The sequence below is a fragment of the Sphingomonas sp. R-74633 genome (genome assembly GCF_013416555.1).
Lineage (GTDB): Bacteria > Pseudomonadota > Alphaproteobacteria > Sphingomonadales > Sphingomonadaceae > Sphingomonas.
On the sequence record NZ_JACCFG010000002.1, the window covers coordinates 754,289 to 773,328 of the forward strand.

Consider the following 19,040-nt stretch of genomic DNA (forward strand, 5'->3'; position numbering starts at 1 on the left):
GGTCCGAATGCTTCCGACTATGCATACTGTCAGCTTCCGGTAAGGCCGCTTCCTGGAGATCGAGATGCATTGGCTGGCCTATGGCCTCGGACTGATCATGCTCGCCGGTGCCGCTATGGTTATCCGGCGGTGGTGGCTTGGTCTCGGCCGGACGGCGCGGACGCTGAAGAGGATCGCGCCTGCGCTGGTGGAACTCGACGAGTTCTTTGCGCTCATCGATCTTGCCGGACCCGGCTCCCACTATCTCGAGCGCCACGGCCCGATGCTGATGAGCAGCGAAGTGCTCCGACGCGCCGAGACCGGCATGCTCGAGGTGTCCGGCGTCGTTGGGAAGCCGGTCGCCTCGAGCCGATGGCTGCACCATGCCGACCTGCTCGAATGCGCCGTCTCCGCGCTGGAGCATTGGGCAGCGGGGGGCCGTCCCGCTGGCGGCCGGTTTCGGTTCGAGTTCGACCGCGAGGTGGGGGAAGGCTTTCGCAAGGGTGGCGGCACCCTGGTCAGGACGAGGATCGCCGTGGTCATCGTTCGTGACGGCGAAATCGTGACTGCGTTTCCTTCGCTCGAGGGCAAGTGACGGCGAGGACTTTGGGGAGCTGGCCCTGTTGCCCGATTGCACCGGTCGCCGCCAGAATTGATCCGAAGTGGCTGCGATTCCTCGGTTTATCGATTGGCTTGCGTTTGAAGTCGTTCCAATCCTAGTCTTGGAATGCGTCGTTCAAAGCACGGCGCCGAGGCTTGAGAACCTTGTTTGAGATCCCCTATCCAGGCCCTCGCGGCCGGGTGGCCGACGCGCATGTCCAAGCCGTTCGCGGCTAAAGGCGTCGGCGCAAGTCCTCAAACTTGTGTTCTCAACACCCGGCTTCCAGCCGGATGCCTCGCCACGGGAGGCATGACGATGTGCTGGGTGAACAAGGCTAGGCAGACTTCGCATCGGGTAACGGGAGCGGCATGAATGTCGCCCCCATCGCCTTCGATCGCGCCGGTACTGGAGGACGCCGAGCCCGCCGCGCTCGGCATCGAGATGATTTACCGCAATGAGCGCCACGCGCTGGTGCGGTTCATCACGCGGTATCGCTCCAATCCCGAGGACGCCGGCGACGTCGCGCAGGAAGCTTTTTTGAGGCTGGCCCAGAGCGAGCAGGGACGATCGGACGCCATCCTCCAGCCTCGCGCCTTTCTTTGGCAGATCGCGCGCAATTTGATGCGCAACCAGGCCAAGAGCGCGGCGGGGCGCGGCGAGCGGCTTCAAATCGTCTATGACGATGAGGCCGTTTCGGATGCGAATGAGGTGGCCCGGCTCGAAGCGCGTGATGGCCTCGCGCGGGTCGAAGCTGTAATGCGCCGTATGAAGCCCAAGACTCGGGAAATATTCATGGCGGTTCGCCTCGACGGAATGAGTTATGCCGAAATTGCGGAGCGCACGGGCATGACGGTCTCGGGCGTTGAGAAGCAAATGGCCAAGGCGATGGCGATGCTGTTGAAGAATGCAGGCCGAGACTGATGGCGAGTGGCGGAAGCGGCCGCACTGACACGATCGACGATCAGGCAGCCGCGTGGTTCGCGCGGATGCAGGGTCCCGACCGCGACGCAGCGCAGCTGGCGTTCGAGCGCTGGCGCGCTGCCGACCCATCGCATCGCGCAGCCTATGCGGAGGCAGAGCGGCAATGGCAGATTACGGCGGGCCTGGCCGGCACCGAGATGGGCCGGTCCAGACAGCTCCCCGAGCGGAGTCCGCCATTCTGGCAATTGCCGGCCGCGCGTCCGGGCTTCGCGCTGGCGGCGATCGTTCTCGCCTTGCTGGCCGGCTTCTGGCTGCTTCGCGCGCCAACTAGGGGGCCTTCGCCCACACTTGTCGCCGCTGACGATCCTCAGGCTAGCCGGGTCGGGGAGATCCGCACCTTCAAGCTCGCCGACGGCACGACCGTCACGCTCGACACCGACAGCGCAATCGATGTTCGATTCTCCGCCGGCGCGCGAGTCGTGCGCCTGACCCGGGGCCGCGCACGGTTCGACGTATTTCATGACGCTTCGCGGCCCTTCCGGGTAGAGGCGGCTGGCCGGACCGTCACCGCGCGCGGGACGCTGTTCGACGTCGGGTTCGAGCCGGAAGGCGTGAGAGTGACTCTGTTCCGCGGCGCGGTCGATGTTCGCGGCCTGGCGCCCGCCGGTGGCGTGGCCCCGGTCACGCGGCTTGCGCCGGGCGAGTGCTTTACCGACGTGCCCGCGCGTCCGCGGGTCGCAAAGGCGAGCATCGGCGCACAGCAATGGGTATCGGGGATGCTCGACTTCGACGCGGTCCCGCTCGGCGACGTGCTCCAGCAGACCAATCGCTATTCGGCGCTGAAAATCCAGCTTGGCGACCCTGCGCTTGCTTCCCTGCGCGTCACCGGCGCGTTTCGACCGGTCCCCGTGGAGCAGCTTGCCGCGAGCCTCGCGGCGGCATTTTCGCTGCGGGTCGAGCGCAGTTCACAGGGCGATTTCGTCCTCAAACGCTAGCCATCGCCTCGTCGAAATAAATTCGGGCGGGTTTTCCGCGCCGCATTGTCTCGCCTCCCAGACCGTCATCACGACGGCAGAATGGGGAGCAGAATATGCGGTTGGGGAAGATGGGTGTGCTGGCGTTGGCGAGCACGGCGATCGTGATGACAATGCCGGTCGCCATTGCGCAACAGGCCGACGGCGCGCGCAATTACGACGTGCCGAGCCAGGATCTGGGAGCCGCATTGCGTCAGGTCGCGCAGCAATCGGGCACGCCGGTCATCGTGCCGACCGACCTTGTCGATGGCCTTACCTCGCCGGCACTCAAGGGTCGCTACCTTCCCGCGGAGGCGGTGGGGCAGTTGCTGCGAGGCAGCCACCTGCGCGTCGTTACCGTCGGCGCAACGCTGGTCGTGCAGCGCGACGATCCCGCCCCGGAGGGAAACCAGAACGCAGAAGGTGATCGCGAAATCCTGGTCACCGGAACCCGCATCCGCGGTAGCGGACCCGTGGGTGTGCCGGTCATCACGATCGACCGCAAGGACATGGCCGAAGCAGGCTTCTCGACGACGCAGCAGATCGTCCAATCCATTCCGCAGAATTACAGCGGCGGCGCGATCGAGGGGATGAGCGGGCTGATCACCGGCGCGGGCAACGGCAATGTCAGCCGCGGAGTCGGTGTCAATCTGCGCGGCCTTGGCCAGGGCTCGACTCTGGTCCTCATCAACGGAGACCGGCCACCCCTCGGGGGATTCTCGGGCACCTTCTCCGACCTCTCCGTCATCCCCGCTTCGGCGATCGAACGCATCGAGATCGTCCCCGACGGCTCCTCCGCGATCTATGGGTCGGATGCAGTCGCGGGCGTGGTGAACGTGGTGACACGCAACAATTTCAGCGGCGCCGAGACCAGCTTCCGGATCGGCACAGCCGACGGCGACGCCCAGGAATATCAGTTCAGCCAGGTTCTCGGCGCGAAATGGTCCACAGGAAATGTGGTCGTGGCCTATGAATTCTACCACCGCGACAATCTCTCCGCCGACGACCGGCCCTATATTACCGACGACCTTCGCCCCTTTGGCGGCGGCGACTATCGCGGCAATTATGCGAGCCCCGGCACGATCGTCGCGGGAGGAATCAACTTCGCCATCCCCCGCGGCCAGTTCGGCAACGGGCTGACGGCAGCGCAACTGACGCGCGGGGTGATCAATCGCGGAGATGGCTGGGACGGCACCGACATCCTGCCCGAGCAGCAGCGCCATTCGCTGTTCGTCTCGTTCAGCCAGGACCTGACCAGCAATCTGCGCCTCTACGCTCGCGGACTGGGGACTTGGCGCAAGTTCGACGTCGCGGTCCGCAGCGGCGCCGATACGCGCCGCACGGTCCCGGTCACCAATCCCTATTATGTCGATCCGATCGGCACGCACTTGCCGATCGGCGTGAACTACAGCTTCGTGCGCGACCTCGGCAACGAGCGCTATCGTGGCGACGTACTCGCTTATGGCGGCACCGCAGGCCTCGAGTTGACGCTCGGCGGCTGGTCGGTCGACTCCCACGGGACCTGGGGCAAGCAGGATGAGCGCTACGACTATCTGAACCGCGTCAACTCTGCACGCCTCGCACTAGCGCTTGCCGACACCAACCCCGCCACCGCCTATAACCTGCTGGGCGACGGTCCTTCGACCAATCCCGCCACGATCGAGTCGATCCGAGGCTACAACAAGAGGCGCTGGGACGCCTTGGTCTGGTCGGCTTCGCTGCGCGCGGACGGTCCGCTGTTCGCACTGCCGGCAGGCGATGTCCGCCTCGCGGTGGGCGCGGAATATCGCGAGGACCGTTACCGGGACCGCGAGAATATCTCCTACACATCCACGCTCGCCCCGCGCGCCAATGCGCTGACCCCGTTGCCCGGGCCGCGCACTGTGAAGGGCGCCTATGCCGAGTTGCGCATTCCCGTGTTCAACGAGGCGATGGCAGTGCCGCTGTTCCGCCGCCTCGATCTTTCGGCGGCGGTTCGTTCGGAACATTATAGTGACTTCGGCAGCACCACGAACCCGAAGGTCAGCTTCGCCTGGGAACCGCTAGGCGGAATTACGCTGCGCGGAAGCTACGGTAAGTCGTTCCGCGCGCCCGGCGTCACCGAACTTCGCCAAGATCCCGACACGTTCGGGCAGTTCGCCTATCCGGTGGTCGATCCCCAGTCCCCGACCGGCATGTCGAACATCATGGTCATTCGCGGCAACGACCCGGATCTGGGGCCCGAGCGCGCCACGACCTGGACGCTGGGAGCGGACCTGAAACCGGCGGCGCTGCCGGGACTGCGGCTTGGCGTTACCTGGTTCGACGTCAACTACCGCGACCGGATCGCCTCGGTCGCCTCAAGCGTCACGACCTATCTGATCAACCGCGATATTTATGCACCGATACTGACCTTCAATCCGTCGGCGGCGCGCATCGCCGAATTGTTCGCCTCGCCATATTATCTGGACCTGGCGGGTATCCCCAGCAGCGCGCCGATCGTCGCGATCGCTGATGCGCGGACGCGCAACCTGTCGATCGTCAAGCAGTCCGGGCTCGATCTCGACATGCAATATGATTTCGGGCTGGGCGGCGGCAACGCCACGATCGGCGCGACCGGGACCTATATCTTCGGGATCAAGCAGCAGCTGACCGCAACCTCGGCGCCGGTCGATGTGGTCGATAGCGTCGGCAACCCGATCGACCTCCGGCTCCGCGGGCGCGCTTCCTGGAATAAGGGTGGGTTCGGGGTCGCATTGTTCGCCACTTACGCCGACGGCTATCAGAACAGGACCGTCACCCCGGCGCAGCGCGTCTCGTCCTGGACGACGATCGACCTCAATCTGAGCTACAGCTTCCAGCAGACCTCGGGGCCGTTCAAGGGGCTTCGCGTTGCGCTCAACGCAAGCAACCTGTTCGATTCCGATCCGCCCTATGTGAGCTATGTCGTCGGCACGCTCGCGGTCGGCTTCGACGGCGAGAATGCGAACCCGATGGGCCGCTTCGTCGCGCTGCAGGTCTCCAAATCATGGTGAGGCACATGATCGGCGCTGCCGCCTTGGCCTTGCTCGCCTGCATGACCGGGGTGGCGCACGCAACGCCCTCGGCATGCGGGGAGCGCCTGTTGCCGCCCTCCCCCAGGGCGGCAACAGGCCAACGGGCGGTCGCTGCCCGCGATCTGATCGAGCTTCGCGACTTCGGGATGATGTTCGACAGCGCCAAAAGGCCCGCGTTCAGCCTGTCTCCAGACGGCAGGTATGCGTCGCTGATCCTGCGGCGAGCGGATCCCGACACCGACAGCTACTGCTTCGGCGTGATGCTTGTAGCGCTGGACGGGCGGACCGCGCCGCGGCTGCTCGATGTCGGCGGCGAGTTCATCCAGGCGATGACCGACCCTTATGGCGTGACCGGCGTGCCTTCGGGCTTGCCCGTCACCGAGCCGCCAATCTGGTCGCCCGACGGTACCTCGCTTGCTTATCTGCGCCGCGACAAGGGCCAGGCCCAGATCTGGCGGGTCGGCCTCGACGGCTCGCCCGCGAAACAGGTCACCAGCCTCACGACCGAGCCGCGCAACCTTGCCTGGAGCAAGGATGGCCGGAGCCTCCTTTTCACGACGCGCAGGCTGTTCGACGCCGGGGTCGCCGAGATCGAGCGCGAGGGTCGGTCCGGCTATCTCTATGACGAGCGCTTCTGGTCGGTCGCTTATGCAAGGCCGACCCCCAGGTTGCCGCTGCCGACCGAGATCAACGCGCTCGACCTCGCGACCGGGGAAAACCGTGTGGTCACAGCGGATGAGTCAGCCGCGATGAAGGGTGACGCTGCGGTCGGATTTCCCGCGGACGCCGGCGCCAGCGCGACCTCGCCGTCCGGCAACCGAGCCTGGGTGGCGAGCGAGCGTGCCGATCTGCCTCGCGGCCCGACCTTGCTGCGGGTGGAGGCGGACGGAAAGAGCGTGCCTTGCACGAGCTCGGCCTGCCGCGAGCCGATCGCCGCTCTGTGGTGGAGCGGGGCTGACACCCTCTACATCCTGCGAGGCGGCAATGCCGACAATGGCGGCCGCAGTGCGCTTTACCGGTGGCGCCCGAGCGCCGAGCCGGGTCCGCGCCTGTTGCTCGAGACCGACGACTTCCTGCCTGGCTGCGCGCTGGCGGGCGCGACGCTGATCTGCGCTCGCGAGACGTTCACCCACCCCCGCGCCCTGGTGCGCTTCGATCCGGCGACCGGCAGCAGCACGACTGTCTTCGACCCCAATCCCGAGTTCGCGCAAGTGCAACTGGGCAAGGTCGAGCGGCTGACCTGGGCCGACCGGGACGGCGTGCGCACCTATGGCGACCTGACGCTTCCGCCGACCCACAAGGCGGGCGAGCGCCATCCGCTTATCATCGTCCAATATATTTCGCGAGGCTTTCAGCGCGGGGGGCAGGGCGACGAATATCCCATCCAGCTGCTCGCCGCACGCGGCTACGCCGTGCTCAACTTCCAGTGGCCGGCCGACGCCCCCGAGGCCGCCGCGAAAGCCAGCGAAGAGGCCGCCCAGCGCGTCAGGGTCAGGAACTGGTCGGGGCGCCGCCGGATCTTCACCGCGCTGGAGGCCGGGATAGACACCGCCATCGCCAGGGACGTCGTAAACCCCGAGCTGATCGGCATCACCGGGTTGAGCGACGGGGCGAGCACCGTCCAGTTCGCGCTCAACAACTCGCCCCGCTTCAAGGCCGCGATCATGTCGAGCTGCTGTGACGAACCCAACGTCGTGTTCAACGCGGGCCCGGGCTATGGCAACAATGTCGTGCAGGGCGTGGGCTACCCGCCCGCGGGTGCGGATAGCCGGGAGTTCTGGCGGGCCCAGTCGATCTCGGTGAACGCCGACCATCTCCGCGTGCCGCTGCTGATGAACTTGCCCGACGGCGAGTTCCGGATGGCGCAGGAGCCCTTTGCCGCGCTGAAGGCACATGGCGCGCCGGTCGAGATGTATGTCTATCCCGACGAGTGGCACACCAAGAACCATCCGGCGCACCGACTTGCCATCTACAGACGCAACATCGCCTGGTTCGATTTCTGGCTACTCGGGCTTGGATCAAGCGATCCCGAGCGAGCCGCCGAGATCGCGCGGTGGAAGGCCATGCGGTCGGCGTTACCGTGAGCGTCCTTCCCAATGGCGGACCCACGCCTCGACTTCGACGAGCGCCATGAGCTCGGGGAGCGCTTCGCCGTCGGCCATAGTGCCTTCCAGAAAGGCGGCGATGCGCTCCCGGTCGAGCAATCCTTGGTGTGCGAGCGATCCCTCCATGAGCATGTCGCGTAGAATGGGCATGTTCGCGCGGATCATCCGGTAGGCGAGGCTGCTGAATGACACCTTGGTGCGGCGGTCGATGACCGATGCGGGCAGGCGACCCCGGAACGCCTCGCGCGCGACCGCCCGGTTGTTGCCGCCGGCGCACCAGTGCCAGCTCGGAATGGCGATGCAGGTCTCGGCGATCGGCTGCGACATCAACGGCGCCAGCAGCGGAGCCAGGGCCTCGCGGCCATAGCCTTCGAGCTGGTTCTGGATGCCGATGATCGCCCAGACATGCTTGCGCTTCCCCGGCGGGATTCCGGGAGGGGCGGCGAGCCAAGGATTTCCCTCGGGCCAGGGCAATGCCTCCCGGACATGCCGCGCCAGGAACGCATTGGCCATCGGTTTGGGCATGGTCGAGCTGGACCGGCGCCAGCGTCGGGCGGCGGTCGCGAGCACTTTCCAGAAATTGGTCCGCGTCAGCTGCGCGATATCGCCCGCGGTTTCGAAGACGCCCTTGCCAAGGCCCTCCGCGGTCAGCCGGTCGATCACCGGGAGCGCCGAATGTGTGAGGCAGAACATGCTGTCCCCGCCGCCGCCGCCGAAGAAGGCATCGCTGCCAAGCTCTGCAGCCAGCTTCTGGATCGGACGATCGAGCGCCTGGGAGAAAGCGCGCGCGCACGGCCGTGGCAAATCCTGCGAATCGCTGTGGGCGATATCGACGGTCGCGGCATCGGCAACCAGCTCGGTAAGCGGATATCCAAGACGCTCGGCGACCGCCCTCGCCCAGGGCAGCTCGCTCGCGTCTCCGGCGGCCGGGCCGAAGGTAAGACAGTGCGTGTCCGGCCCCGGGACGCGCATTCCGGCCGCGACGATCGAGGAATCGAGGCCGCCGGAGATCTCGATCATCGGCCGCTCGAAGCAACCGGCCCATGCGCCGAGCGTCGCACTCGCCACGTCGCGCAGTGTCGTGATCGCGACTGCGGGATCGGTGATGCGGGCCGAGGGGGCGGCGAATTGCCAAGGCGACCAGACGCAGTGGGTGGAGGTGCCGAGCTCGCCAAGGCCGAGCACCATACCCGGGAGCAACTCGCTTACCCCCCGGAGGCACGTGCGCGCCGGGCGAAAGTCGCGAAAGGCGAGGCTCTGCGCGACGATCGTCCAGTCGATGACGGGCTCGATCCCCCCTGGAACGAACAGCAGCTCCGGCCGCGAGGTCAGGACATGCACGCCTCCAACTTCCGCGTGATAGCAGGCCATCATCCCAGAGGGGTCGCGAAGCACTTCGACCCGCTCTTCGAAGGCGCGGATCGCGACATAGCCGCCCCAATAGGCCTTCACGAAATCGGCGACGGGAAGGTTCCCCAGCTGAGCCGGGCTGGTGATTCGCGCGCTGTCCGCTCGGCCGAACAAATGGCCCAGGATGATGCCATCTCCGTTCGGCAGCACCAGTTGCGCGGCGGCCGGATCTCCGAGGATGAAGAGGCCGGGCGCATCGACCAGCTCGGTCATGGCCGGCGACCGCAGCTGGTCGGCGAGACTGCGCATGTGCCCCGCCGCTTGCGAGCCTGGCCGCGTCACGCACGCCAGATAGGCCGCTTTGTTCATATCGCGAGGATCGGCGTGAAGCCCGATACGTGATCGAAGCTGTCGTTGAGGATCGCGTCGGGCGTCTGCAGCCAGCAATGCGCCGCGAATGGCTCGGGCGCGATGCCGAATACCAGCTGCGACCCAAGACCGCGCTTGGCGAGCCACCGCTCAAGTGCGAGCGAGTCGAGCAGGCAGTTGCGGGCGACCGGCACCATGCGCCGGGCTCGCTCAAAGGCTTGCGCTTCAGCGAGTGCAGCCTGTCCGCGCCTTGGCAGCGGCGCCCGCGATTGGATGCCCGTCAGGATATGGTGGAGCGAGAAAGTGCGAAGCGAGAGCCGCATGCCGGCGACGCTCATCGCGACCCGAAATGGACGGCCGTTACCTGGCTTCAGGGTGTCGCTCGTGTCCAAGCCTGCGGGAACACGCACCCCCTCCTTGAGCACGTTGGTCGGTTCCGGGTCGCCCTGCCGGAGGATGCGCGCGCGAACGAGCGTGTCGGTCACTGCCTTTGGCACGACGCCGGCATAGTTTCGATCGAGCCATGCCAGCATGTCGGGCGATGCAGCAGCCGGCACCCGAAAATACCGGTCCTGCCGCACATCCAGCAGGAACAGCGTGTCGGATGCGACGCAGGCGGTCGCGTGGGGCAGTATGCGCCAGAGCATGCCGGGTGCCGGGACCTTTCGGTGGAGCGGTCAGTCGTCCGAAAGCCCTTCGGGCAGGAAGAAGCCGATAAACTCGAATACGCCGGTGCAGTTGCCCTTTGTCTCGACGCTGGCCGCGCCCAGATCGATTAGGTCGACGACCTGGTCCTGTTCGTTTTTCATGGGAATTCTCCGTCTGGATGGATCGCCGGCCCGGCACGGAGCCGGGCCGGCGCTTGCGGATCAGTCGTCCGACAGGCCTTCGTGCTCGATCAGCCCGAAGGTGTCGTAGGTGCCCATGATGGACCCCTGGGTCTCGGTGCTGGCTGCGCCGAGGTCGATGAGGTCGACGGCCTGGTCATGTTCGGTTTGCATGGGGATTCTCCGTCTTGCGTTGGAATGCCGAATGGGTTGCGCCGGCCCGGCGCGAAGCCGGACCGGCGCTCTCAGATCAGTCGTCCGACAGCCCTTCGCGCGGGATGAGCCCGACGACGTCATACTTGCCGTCGAGGGCGCCCTGGGTTTCGGCGCTGGCTGCGCCGAGGTCGATGAGATCGACGGGCTCGATGGGTTCGCGGTCCATGGTCATTCTCCGTGTCGCTGGATGCGACCGGAAGAAGATCGAACGGCGGCGAGCTTATAAGAAGTTTATAATCCGATTATAATCGCTCGCTGATCTTCAGCCTTTGTCGCGCTCGCGCAGAAGCAACGGAACGGCGCGCATCCGTCGCAAATGATATCGCCGGATCGACTGGGGCTGGCCTTGATCCCGAATCATGATTTCATCGAGTTCGCCGATCATCGGCTCGAGAATTGTGTCCTCGAGCATCCGGAATGCGTGAAGGCGATCGCTCGCGCTCGCGATGGAGGCGCGTATTTCCTGGTTGGGGGCCGCCGACGCCATGCGGTCGAAAACCAGAGCTGTCTGGTCCGCCGTCGTTCCCAGCAGATCTTCGATCGACAAGGTTTGCGGCTCTTCGCGAGCTGTTCTCACTGCAATGAGTAGCAGTGCGGAGTTCCACTCGTAGAGATCCCGAAGCTCGCTCTCCGTCAGGCGCGGCACATGAAAGCCTTCGCCACTGGCCGCCTCGATCAGGCGCTCGCCCACAAGCCGGTGAAGGACATCGCGCACCGGCGTCATGCTCACACCCAGCTCTTCAGCTAGGCGATTGGCTTCGAGGCGGGCCCCAGGTGCATACCGGCCCTCCCGCAGCATTTGCTTGAGCGCTGAATAGCTGCGCTCCATCGCCTGGATCGGGCTCATGTCGCAGCCTCCTGCGCCACCCGGTGGGCCGTTACGGCTTCCGCCTGGTCTGGTCGAAGCGCATCGACCGCGCCGATATGGTCGGGGAGATTGCCGGTAAGGAGGACTGAGGGGCACACGCCCTCATAATTGCCGAGGTTGGGCCGGTGCTGGCGGTACCCGACCAGTCCGGCGAGTTCGGGCGAGAAGGTGCGCGCAACCTCGGGCGGATAGGAGAGCCACTGGTTCTCGTAGGGCTTGAGCCAGCCGAGGCAGTAGCTCACGATCACGGCCTTGCGAATCTCGTGGCTCAGGTTTGCGCCCGCACCGTGAAGGGTCGAGCCGAGGAAAAGGAATGCATCCCCTGGGTTGAATACGGCGACGGTGGAACGCTCTGATATGACTTCGTTGAGCGCTTCGCGCCCATGGCTTCCCGGATAAAGGATCGTTGCGCCGTTCTCGACAGTGAAGGGCGTCAGTGGCCACATCACGTTGACGAGATACTCGACCTCGCCCTTCACACCTTGCCACATGTCCTGATCGCGGTGCGGGAATTGCGCGGGAGCGCCTGGATGTAAGGCAATCGCCTGCATCAGGTTGAGTTGGATCGTATCGCACCAAGGAGCGAGCAGCCCGGTCGCGACGCTGAGGACCAGCTTCTCAAGCGCCAGGTCCGCGGCGTGCCGCGAACGCTTGAGCAAGCTGCCAAACCGCTTGGTACGCCCGCCATAGAAGTCGCCTTCGCAGAACGGCGTCGCTTCGTAGATCGGAGCGAGATCGGCAGCGAGCGCTGCGATCGTCTCGACCGGCATGGCGTTTGGAATGACGCACCAACCCTGCGTCTTGAGCAAGTCAGTGGCGGCGTCAAAGCCGGCGGGCTTCGGATTTTGTGCGTTTGTCATAGCGGTTCTCATGCGTTCACGGCGCTGCGCGCCGGCATTTCGTGAATGGATAGGGGTGACCAGACCCCACCGGCCGCCAACTCCACGGGCGTATTCGGAGTGATCGTGATCTCGAGCGCGCCAAGCAGGCTGCCGCCGCATCGCAGCGGTTCGCCGATGGCACGGCAATCCCAGCCAAAGCTTAGGATCTGCTGGAGCCATCCCATCTCGGCAACGCCGGTGTAGGTGTCGATCCCAGTTTCGAGTGCGTGCGCTGCCAGTGCAGTGACAAGGTGGTCGCGCACCTGGCGACGCTCCGCGGACCGCAGCCGGCGATCCAGGCAGAAGCGGGTGATTTCCCAGACCGCCGGGCCGCGTGGTGGCTCGCCTGCGCACAGCGCAGCGAAAATCGAGTCGAGGATATGCGGACGTGTCGTCGGCAGCAGTCGCGCCGAAGCAAGGTGCTGATGATCGAGGTCTGTGATGATCAGATAGCGGGCATGCGCGTCATCGAACTGGTCGATCTCATATCGCCCTTCGAGGACAGGGAGATCCCATTTGAGGAGATCGATAAAGACGCTTTTCCGCGCCGCGAACATTGAGCGGAATGCGACGTCGCTGATGCTGCCGGTACTGGAGTCGATGAGTAAAACCATGGAGCGTGCCCCCTCGGATTGGAGAGGGGGCCAGCATCCGCATCGGAGCTACGGCGCGGTATTCCAAGAAATGGGGGTAGCGTCAGTGTTTCAAAATGTCGGAGAAGCTGATCAAGCCGTCGAACAGCGCCCGGACCGCAAGCATGGCGCGCTTCTGGACGCCGTAGCGTTCGCGCGCATGCTTCAAATGCTGAATGACCGTCTCATGGCTGACGCCGAGTATCACCGCGATTTCCCAATCGGTCTTTCCGCGGGCTGCCCAAAGCACGCAATCGCGCTGACGATCGGTAAGAATGGCGGCATGGTCGATAGACATATCTCGAACTCCGGAGAGGCGGCGAGCCGCTTCGAACGCGAACCCGCCGACCAGCTGGCAGACGTAGTGAAATTCCTCCGGGAAGGGCTGGCCTGCATCGACCGCGAAAGAGCATGAACCCAGGATCTCGCCCGGGATGCTTGCCGGAATGGTGAAGCCTTCGCCGATGCCGACCAAATAGGCTCGATCGAGCACACAGCGGTCGTCCGGTGTCAGCTTTATCATGTCAGGGACTGCCGCCCACGGAAATCCGAAGCTGGCTTTGTGGCAGGCACGATGGATTGGGTCAGAGCGGCCTAGTTCGTTTTGGTCAAACCACTCTTCCCAGCTCGGGGGATAATTGTGCAGCCGGACAGCCGGGCCACCATCGTGGCCGAAATTGATATGATGGGTGAGAGCAAAATATCGCACTCCCATTGCTTCGCAACTTTGCAGGAGAGAAGCCCGCAAGGCATCGGCCGTCGTGGCGACCTTCGCATTCTGAACGAACACTTCTGCAATCGCCAAACGTGGCATACGCACCCTGGCCGACCCGGATTGCGGACCCCAACCCGCATGTTCCAGAGAACGCCTAACTAGGGCCCGTGGACGGACAACTTCTCAAGGTAGCCGCCAGAGCGAATCTGCTATGCAACTATTCATAGCAAAAACATCGCATTGTCAAAATACATGGACAATTCGACTATGGCTCGTTTCGGCTAAACGAAGTTTATTCTAGAATAAGCATTCGGAATGACATCTCTCCGCAGCTCGTGCTTCGCTTGGGACTTGGGGTCGAGGGTGTTCGCATGGCGAGGTTAGTCGCTGTCCTGGCACATCGCGCCAAGCGGGGTAGCAGGGAGCTTGGTGGACCCTCGGAAACCGAACTGCTGCAGGAGGCCGCGTTACCTGAGCGCGCGCTGTATGTGATCATTCCACGCGTCCAGTGCCTGCCGCTTCTCAGGTTTCCAGTCGTGCCGCTGATAGATAGCGGCAACTCCAGAGCGTGATCCGCTCACATGGTTGAGAACAGCTTCGGTCACCTCGAACCGGACGCCAATGCGCTGGAATCCTGTCGCGAGAGTACGCCGTAGGTCATGGAGGCGCCAAGGCGGGATGGCGCCGTCATCCTCGTCGGCGATGAGTTTATCGATGGTACGCTTGCCTTTGGCATGTGCCGTGAACCCTGCTCCAGTCGACGTCTTGAAGACGAGACCGCGCTTTGGCCACGTGGTTGTGCCGGCGACTCGATCCAGCTCTGCTACGGCCAGATCGTTCAGTGGCACGTTCGTGGGTTCGCCATTCTTGGTGCGGTCACCGGAGAGCCGCATGTCGCGCTCATCACGGCTCAATTCTGACCAATCGAGGCCTGTGATCTCCTCACGGCGCTGACCCGTTGCAATGAGCAGCCGCACGATCGGCCCGAAGCAGCGATGGCAATTCGGCGCCTGCAGCCAGACACGTTTGAGTTCTGCGTCAGTCAGCCAGCGTTCGCGGGCCTTTACAGCCGGTGGCGTCTCCATGCCCTCCATGGGACTCGCCGCAATATCGCCGCGGCTGATGCTCCATCGGAAAAGGCGACGCATCACCGCAAATGCATTTCGCCGGTTAGCTGCTTGCTCCTCCGGCATTCGATCGAGCACCGCGACGATGTCGATTCGAGTGATCGTTGGCAGTGCCTTGTCTCGAAGCACCGGTTTGACGTGCATCTTCAAGATGCGCACGACGAGCGCCTTCCACCCCTTGCCTTTGCAGGCACCGGCAAAGCGATCAGCATAAGCCGAGAAGGCAAGATCGACAGCTTCCCTGCGCCGCTGCTTATCCGACTCTACCGGATCGATGCCTTGCGCGACGAGGCGCAGCAATCGCCCGGCTTCTTCACGCGCCGTCGAAGGAGTCCAGGGTGAGCCATGACCTCCAATAGTGTATCGCCGGGTCTTAGCCTCTCGACCTCCCATGCGATATTGCACGACATAGCTCGCTGCTCCCCCGGCTGTGATCCGCAGGCCGAAGCCCCGCAAATCCTGATCCCACAGAAAGCCTTCGACCGATCCGGCCTGAAGGGCGTCGAGGGTCCGCTTGGTGATTTTTCCGGTCGCCATTGCAGTACCTCAGGTACCACAAAAGTAAGCACCGGGCAATCACCGTTTAGGAAACTGCCGGATAGGTTCGGCGGCCATAGCGTAGGTAAGTAATTGGAATTACTAGAAATCGAGCATATCAAAAATATGTCAAACCCGTAGGTACTTGAAGTACCAGACCTCATGCCCCAGCCGGCGTGCCTTGCGCTCATAGCGCGTCTCGGGCCAGTCGTCGGGTCGCGTGAGGAAATCCTGCGCGGTCTTCGCCTGCCATTCGAAGTCGCGGCGCTGGTTCATGATCATCATCGCCCAGCGGACATAGACCGGGTGATCGGTGCCGAGACGGAACTCGCAACCGGGCTTCAGCTTGGCGGCGATGACGTCCATCGGGCCATGATTGACCATGCGGCGCTTGGCGTGGCGCGCCTTGCGCCAGGGATCGGGGTGGAGGAGGTAGAGCCGGTCGAGGCTGGCAGCGGGGAGCCGCTCGAGCACTTCGAGCGCGTCGCCCATGTGCAGGCGGACATTGCCGAGATTCTCGTCACGGATATGGCCGAGCGCGCCGACCACGCCGTTGAGGAAGGGCTCGCAGCCGATAAAGCCATGATCGGGGCGCATCGCGGCCTGGCCGGCGAGATGCTCGCCTGCGCCGAAGCCGATCTCGAATTCGAGCGGGCGGCTGTCACCGAACAGGATCTGCGAATCGAGCGGACCCGATTCGGGGACGCTCACTTCGGGCAGGAGCGTCTCGACGAGTTCGGACTGGCCCTGGCGGAGCTTGTGGCCCTGGCGGCGGCCATAGAGGCGACGGATGGAAACGGGATCGGACACGGGCCGCCTGTTAGCGTCCCCTGCGGAGAGGACAAGCTTTAGAGCGCCTGGGCGATGCTGGTGGCGGTTGCAGGGCGGGTCGGGGCGCTGCGCTGGTGCGCGGCGAGGCGGCGATGCTGGGGGACATTGGTGCGCGGCTCGCGGCGGGCGAGATGCGGGCGCGGCAGCGGATGGGCGAGCGCCGGAGCGATCCAGTCGCCCTGCATATGGCGGATGCCCATGGTGCACAGCATGACGAGGTCTTCGCGGCGGACGATGCCGTTGGCGATCAGCGTCACATCCATGTTGCGGGCGAGGCGCAGCACGCCTTCGATGATCACCCGGCGCGAGCTGCTGTCGGAGATGTTGCGGACCAGCCCGGCATCGAGCTTGACGAAACGCGGGGTGAAGCGGCCGAGCAGGCGGACGGCGAGCGGGCCGACGGCGAAGCTGTCGAACGCGATGGCGATGCCGCGCTCGACACAGGCCTGGGCAAGCGCCGTGACGCAGGCGAGGTCGCCGCGCTCGTCCGCGTTGATCTCGACGACGATGCGCTCGACCGGGACGCGATGCTCGATCGCGGTGCGGAAGAGATGGGCGAGCAGCGCCTCAGGAGCACGGCCGGCGGCGCCGACGGGAATGGCGAGCAATGCCTCGCCGTCGAGCAGCCCGGCCGAAGCGGCACCGGCGATCGCGGCGCTGATCCGCGCCATTTCAAGCTGCGGGCGGGCCTCGGGCGCAAGTGCGGCGGCGAGCTGGGAGAAGCTGCGGCCCTGACTGGTGGCGACTGCCTGCCAGGCAAAGGGCATGCCCGATGCCGTGGCGATCATCGGCTGGAACGCGATGACAAGAACGGTGTCGGGATTGGCAGCTTCATTGAGCATTGGGACGCTTCCTTTCTGCGACCCTTTAAAGATGGTTAACGCTATCAACTCCATTCCGTGCGTCCCCGAAGCGGGATTCTCCCCTTGGGGAATCTACCAAGATCGAAAGTGCAGGATTCCGCTTGCTCCACGCAAATCCGCGAGTCGCGGTCGGAGATTCAAATCGGGTACGAAACGAACGCGCGATATTTCCCGCCGGATCGGCGTGATTTCCCGCCGCACAGCCGCCGCGAATCACTTGGGGACGTAGATGTTCACGTTCTTGCTGCCGCGCGCGACGCTCGACACCGGGCGCGACTGCATCATCGCTTGGAGCGCGGCGGTTGGCGTCGGCAGCTTGTCGAAGTTCGGATAGACCAGCTGCCGATCGAGATCGCCAAGGCTGAGCTGATAGCCGACATCCTTCTTCTCGAGCGCGAACCCCGGCGAGACGGTCATCACGCGCCCCGCATCACCGAGCGCCAGCGTGTAGGAATCCTTCGCATCCGCGGCGCGATAGACGCCATATTGCTGAACGGGGGCGCCGTCGCGGCAGAACAGCACCGGAGGAACCGGCTTGCCTTCCTTGTTCTTGGCCGCATCCGCCGCGACGCCGAGGATCAACGCACCCATTATCGACTGCTGCGGATCGGGCTGCATCAGCTTGGCCTTGCGGTCATAGGCCAGCGAGCCCGGGCAGGCTGCGATCGGGACCGCCACCGGTGACTCGACCTGCTTGTCCGGCCAGACGATGCCGGCGATGACCTCGTCGATCTTGGCATCGAGCGCCGCGGGGTCGAGCTCCTGCGAGCTGACGCGCACCGCGACGAGCCACTCGCCCAGCGGGATGATTGCGAGGCCGGTGCTCTTGTTGGGGCCGCGGCCGGGCACATAGCTGCGCCGCAGCGCCGAAGCGGTGGCAGCCTTGGGCGGGGTGAAGGCACGTGCCGGGCCGGTGGGAGCCGACGTGCCGAATACATCGGTCCGCATCAGGATCTGGGTTTCGGAGCGGTCGAACCACACCGGCACGCTCATCAGTGCAGGGCGATAGATATAGAGCGTGACCGCGGTCGCCTGCCCTTCGGCATATTGCACCATCACATCGAGCCCGGACCTGGTCGAATCGAGGATCGTACCGCGCGGCAGCCCCGCGATCTTCGAGCGCAGGATCAGGCCGGTGCCTTCATGCATCCAGCTGACATTGGCCGGCACGTTGATCTGCGCCTGGCTGTGGTTCTGCGCAGCGGCGGGCATGACGGCGCCGACGCCCAGCGCCAGGGCAAGCAGAAACGTGTAACGCATGGAATATCCCCCTTATTCGCCGCGAGGCTAGGGGAAGGCCGGCAGGCTGCAAAGCCGGAGATTGCCCCGATCAGGCGGCGTTGCGCAGCGCCGGCTGGGGCAAGGTGCCGGTGGCGGGTTCGCCGACATAGCTGCCCTGGACGAGCGGCACGCCGAAGCTGCGCAGCCGCTCATAGACCGGCTCGCTGTCGACGCCCGCGGCGACGATGCGCAGGCTCAGCGCCTGCATCCGGCGGACAAGATCCTCGATCGCGATGCGGCGCGACCAGCTGGAGGCAATGGTGCTGACCAGGTCGGGTTCGATCGTCACGGCATGCGGCGCGAACTTGCCGCAGGCGGCGAGGCCCGATTCATTGGGGCCGATGCCGTGAAAGGCGACGACCGGGCCAAGCTTGTTGAAGACATGCATGACGTCGGCCAGCTGAGAGCTGGTGATCGCCTGATAATGGTGGAGCGTGAACACCAGCCGCTCGGCGACGATGCCGTACTGGCGCGCGGTGTGCAGCGCCGGAGCGATATGCTCGGCCGGGTCGCCGATCGCCGGGGCGCTCAGCGGAATGGCGAGGCGGCCGCCCGAATTGGCGAAGCCGGCGGTTGCGGCCCAGCGGATCGCGGCGACGGCACAGCGGCGATCGACATCGCGGCGCGATTCAGCGGAGAGCTGGTCGAAATCATGCGTGGCGGGCAGGCCGTCGCGCAGCACCTGCGCCTCATAGGCATGGATGCGTCCGCCTGAGATCTGGGCGATGGGCTGGAAGGCAATCGCGAGACCCGAGCTGGCCGCGGCCGACGCCGCCGTTTCCTGACCGACCATCGAATTTTCCGACTCCACAGACTCGCTCCTTTCCATCCTTCCCGTAGTGAAGAATTGCGGTTTCCGAATCATTTATAGGAGGATTGGTAGGAATAC

19 protein-coding genes are annotated in these 19,040 nt (G+C 64.8%); 5 read left to right on the forward strand and 14 right to left on the reverse strand.

What is annotated here, in order from left to right; genetic code table 11:
• Positions 1 to 64: 64 nt before the first annotated feature.
• From HZY97_RS09775 to HZY97_RS09795, 5 genes are all read left to right on the forward strand, one after another.
• Positions 65 to 574: a hypothetical protein gene (locus HZY97_RS09775; protein WP_180142983.1), complete on the forward strand. Its 510-nt coding sequence runs from the start codon at positions 65 to 67 to the stop codon at positions 572 to 574.
• Positions 575 to 952: 378 nt separating this feature from the next.
• The gene (locus HZY97_RS09780) at positions 953 to 1,501 is read left to right on the forward strand and encodes an RNA polymerase sigma factor (RefSeq protein ID WP_180142985.1); all 549 of its coding nucleotides are present in this window, start codon (positions 953 to 955) and stop codon (positions 1,499 to 1,501) included.
• Positions 1,501 to 2,496 (forward strand): FecR domain-containing protein, encoded by a 996-nt coding sequence (locus HZY97_RS09785; protein ID WP_180142987.1) that lies wholly within the window; start codon positions 1,501 to 1,503, stop codon positions 2,494 to 2,496. Before HZY97_RS09780 ends, HZY97_RS09785 begins: the two co-directional genes overlap by 1 nt.
• 95 nt (positions 2,497 to 2,591) lie before the next feature.
• Positions 2,592 to 5,528 (forward strand): TonB-dependent receptor, encoded by a 2,937-nt coding sequence (locus HZY97_RS09790; protein ID WP_180142989.1) that lies wholly within the window; start codon positions 2,592 to 2,594, stop codon positions 5,526 to 5,528.
• Positions 5,529 to 5,533: 5 nt separating this feature from the next.
• Positions 5,534 to 7,633: an Atxe2 family lasso peptide isopeptidase gene (locus HZY97_RS09795; RefSeq protein ID WP_180142991.1), complete on the forward strand. Its 2,100-nt coding sequence runs from the start codon at positions 5,534 to 5,536 to the stop codon at positions 7,631 to 7,633.
• On the opposite strand, the gene HZY97_RS09800 is transcribed toward HZY97_RS09795, so the two are convergent.
• The 14 genes from HZY97_RS09800 to HZY97_RS09865 form a co-directional block, all read right to left on the reverse strand.
• Positions 7,625 to 9,277: an asparagine synthase-related protein gene (locus HZY97_RS09800; protein WP_180142993.1), complete on the reverse strand. Its 1,653-nt coding sequence runs from the start codon at positions 9,275 to 9,277 to the stop codon at positions 7,625 to 7,627. The two genes, HZY97_RS09795 and HZY97_RS09800, sit on opposite strands and share 9 nt — an antisense overlap.
• 92 nt (positions 9,278 to 9,369) lie before the next feature.
• Complete coding sequence (locus HZY97_RS09805) at positions 9,370 to 10,020, reverse strand: lasso peptide biosynthesis B2 protein (RefSeq protein WP_180142995.1); 651 nt, start codon at positions 10,018 to 10,020, stop codon at positions 9,370 to 9,372.
• Between the two features lie 30 nt (positions 10,021 to 10,050).
• Complete coding sequence (locus HZY97_RS09810) at positions 10,051 to 10,182, reverse strand: benenodin family lasso peptide (protein WP_180142997.1); 132 nt, start codon at positions 10,180 to 10,182, stop codon at positions 10,051 to 10,053.
• A gap of 60 nt (positions 10,183 to 10,242) precedes the next feature.
• Positions 10,243 to 10,374, reverse strand: coding sequence for a benenodin family lasso peptide (locus tag HZY97_RS09815; protein WP_180142999.1), 132 nt, complete (start codon positions 10,372 to 10,374; stop codon positions 10,243 to 10,245).
• Between the two features lie 76 nt (positions 10,375 to 10,450).
• Complete coding sequence (locus HZY97_RS09820; RefSeq protein ID WP_218942978.1) at positions 10,451 to 10,582, reverse strand: benenodin family lasso peptide; 132 nt, start codon at positions 10,580 to 10,582, stop codon at positions 10,451 to 10,453.
• A 96-nt stretch (positions 10,583 to 10,678) separates the two neighbouring features.
• Positions 10,679 to 11,263 (reverse strand): GntR family transcriptional regulator, encoded by a 585-nt coding sequence (locus HZY97_RS09825; RefSeq protein WP_180143003.1) that lies wholly within the window; start codon positions 11,261 to 11,263, stop codon positions 10,679 to 10,681.
• Positions 11,260 to 12,144: a phytanoyl-CoA dioxygenase family protein gene (locus HZY97_RS09830; protein ID WP_180143203.1), complete on the reverse strand. Its 885-nt coding sequence runs from the start codon at positions 12,142 to 12,144 to the stop codon at positions 11,260 to 11,262. The genes HZY97_RS09825 and HZY97_RS09830 overlap by 4 nt, the downstream gene beginning before the upstream one ends.
• Positions 12,145 to 12,152: 8 nt before the next feature.
• On the reverse strand, positions 12,153 to 12,779 hold the full coding sequence (locus HZY97_RS09835) for an acyl-homoserine-lactone synthase (protein ID WP_180143005.1): 627 nt from the start codon (positions 12,777 to 12,779) through the stop codon (positions 12,153 to 12,155).
• An 82-nt stretch (positions 12,780 to 12,861) separates the two neighbouring features.
• Positions 12,862 to 13,611 carry a LuxR family transcriptional regulator gene (locus tag HZY97_RS09840; RefSeq protein ID WP_180143205.1) on the reverse strand — a complete coding sequence of 250 codons (750 nt, stop codon included), beginning with the start codon at positions 13,609 to 13,611 and terminating at the stop codon, positions 12,862 to 12,864.
• A gap of 368 nt (positions 13,612 to 13,979) precedes the next feature.
• Complete coding sequence (locus HZY97_RS09845; protein ID WP_180143007.1) at positions 13,980 to 15,176, reverse strand: integrase family protein; 1,197 nt, start codon at positions 15,174 to 15,176, stop codon at positions 13,980 to 13,982.
• Positions 15,177 to 15,305: 129 nt separating this feature from the next.
• Complete coding sequence (locus HZY97_RS09850; RefSeq protein WP_180143008.1) at positions 15,306 to 15,986, reverse strand: tRNA (guanine(46)-N(7))-methyltransferase TrmB; 681 nt, start codon at positions 15,984 to 15,986, stop codon at positions 15,306 to 15,308.
• A gap of 38 nt (positions 15,987 to 16,024) precedes the next feature.
• Positions 16,025 to 16,849 (reverse strand): EAL domain-containing protein, encoded by an 825-nt coding sequence (locus tag HZY97_RS20945; protein WP_180143010.1) that lies wholly within the window; start codon positions 16,847 to 16,849, stop codon positions 16,025 to 16,027.
• A gap of 234 nt (positions 16,850 to 17,083) precedes the next feature.
• Positions 17,084 to 18,130, reverse strand: a complete 1,047-nt coding sequence (locus tag HZY97_RS09860; RefSeq protein WP_180143012.1) for a hypothetical protein — start codon at positions 18,128 to 18,130, stop codon at positions 17,084 to 17,086.
• 70 nt (positions 18,131 to 18,200) lie between these two features.
• On the reverse strand, positions 18,201 to 18,962 hold the full coding sequence (locus HZY97_RS09865; protein ID WP_180143014.1) for an EAL domain-containing protein: 762 nt from the start codon (positions 18,960 to 18,962) through the stop codon (positions 18,201 to 18,203).
• Positions 18,963 to 19,040 lie beyond the last annotated feature (78 nt).

Coding starts and splice junctions, on each gene's coding strand:
- HZY97_RS09800 (WP_180142993.1), bottom strand. CDS start 9,277: ATGACCGAGCTGGTCGATGCGCCCGGCCTCTTCATCCTCGGAGATCCG.
- HZY97_RS09805 (WP_180142995.1), bottom strand. CDS start 10,020: ATGCTCTGGCGCATACTGCCCCACGCGACCGCCTGCGTCGCATCCGAC.
- HZY97_RS09790 (WP_180142989.1), top strand. CDS start 2,592: ATGCGGTTGGGGAAGATGGGTGTGCTGGCGTTGGCGAGCACGGCGATC.
- HZY97_RS09830 (WP_180143203.1), bottom strand. CDS start 12,144: ATGACAAACGCACAAAATCCGAAGCCCGCCGGCTTTGACGCCGCCACT.
- HZY97_RS09815 (WP_180142999.1), bottom strand. CDS start 10,374: ATGCAAACCGAACATGACCAGGCCGTCGACCTCATCGACCTCGGCGCA.
- HZY97_RS09835 (WP_180143005.1), bottom strand. CDS start 12,779: ATGGTTTTACTCATCGACTCCAGTACCGGCAGCATCAGCGACGTCGCA.
- HZY97_RS09775 (WP_180142983.1), top strand. CDS start 65: ATGCATTGGCTGGCCTATGGCCTCGGACTGATCATGCTCGCCGGTGCC.
- HZY97_RS09780 (WP_180142985.1), top strand. CDS start 953: ATGTCGCCCCCATCGCCTTCGATCGCGCCGGTACTGGAGGACGCCGAG.
- HZY97_RS09860 (WP_180143012.1), bottom strand. CDS start 18,130: ATGCGTTACACGTTTCTGCTTGCCCTGGCGCTGGGCGTCGGCGCCGTC.
- HZY97_RS09810 (WP_180142997.1), bottom strand. CDS start 10,182: ATGAAAAACGAACAGGACCAGGTCGTCGACCTAATCGATCTGGGCGCG.
- HZY97_RS09795 (WP_180142991.1), top strand. CDS start 5,534: ATGATCGGCGCTGCCGCCTTGGCCTTGCTCGCCTGCATGACCGGGGTG.
- HZY97_RS09845 (WP_180143007.1), bottom strand. CDS start 15,176: ATGGCGACCGGAAAAATCACCAAGCGGACCCTCGACGCCCTTCAGGCC.
- HZY97_RS20945 (WP_180143010.1), bottom strand. CDS start 16,849: ATGCTCAATGAAGCTGCCAATCCCGACACCGTTCTTGTCATCGCGTTC.
- HZY97_RS09820 (WP_218942978.1), bottom strand. CDS start 10,582: ATGGACCGCGAACCCATCGAGCCCGTCGATCTCATCGACCTCGGCGCA.
- HZY97_RS09825 (WP_180143003.1), bottom strand. CDS start 11,263: ATGAGCCCGATCCAGGCGATGGAGCGCAGCTATTCAGCGCTCAAGCAA.
- HZY97_RS09840 (WP_180143205.1), bottom strand. CDS start 13,611: ATGCCACGTTTGGCGATTGCAGAAGTGTTCGTTCAGAATGCGAAGGTC.
- HZY97_RS09785 (WP_180142987.1), top strand. CDS start 1,501: ATGGCGAGTGGCGGAAGCGGCCGCACTGACACGATCGACGATCAGGCA.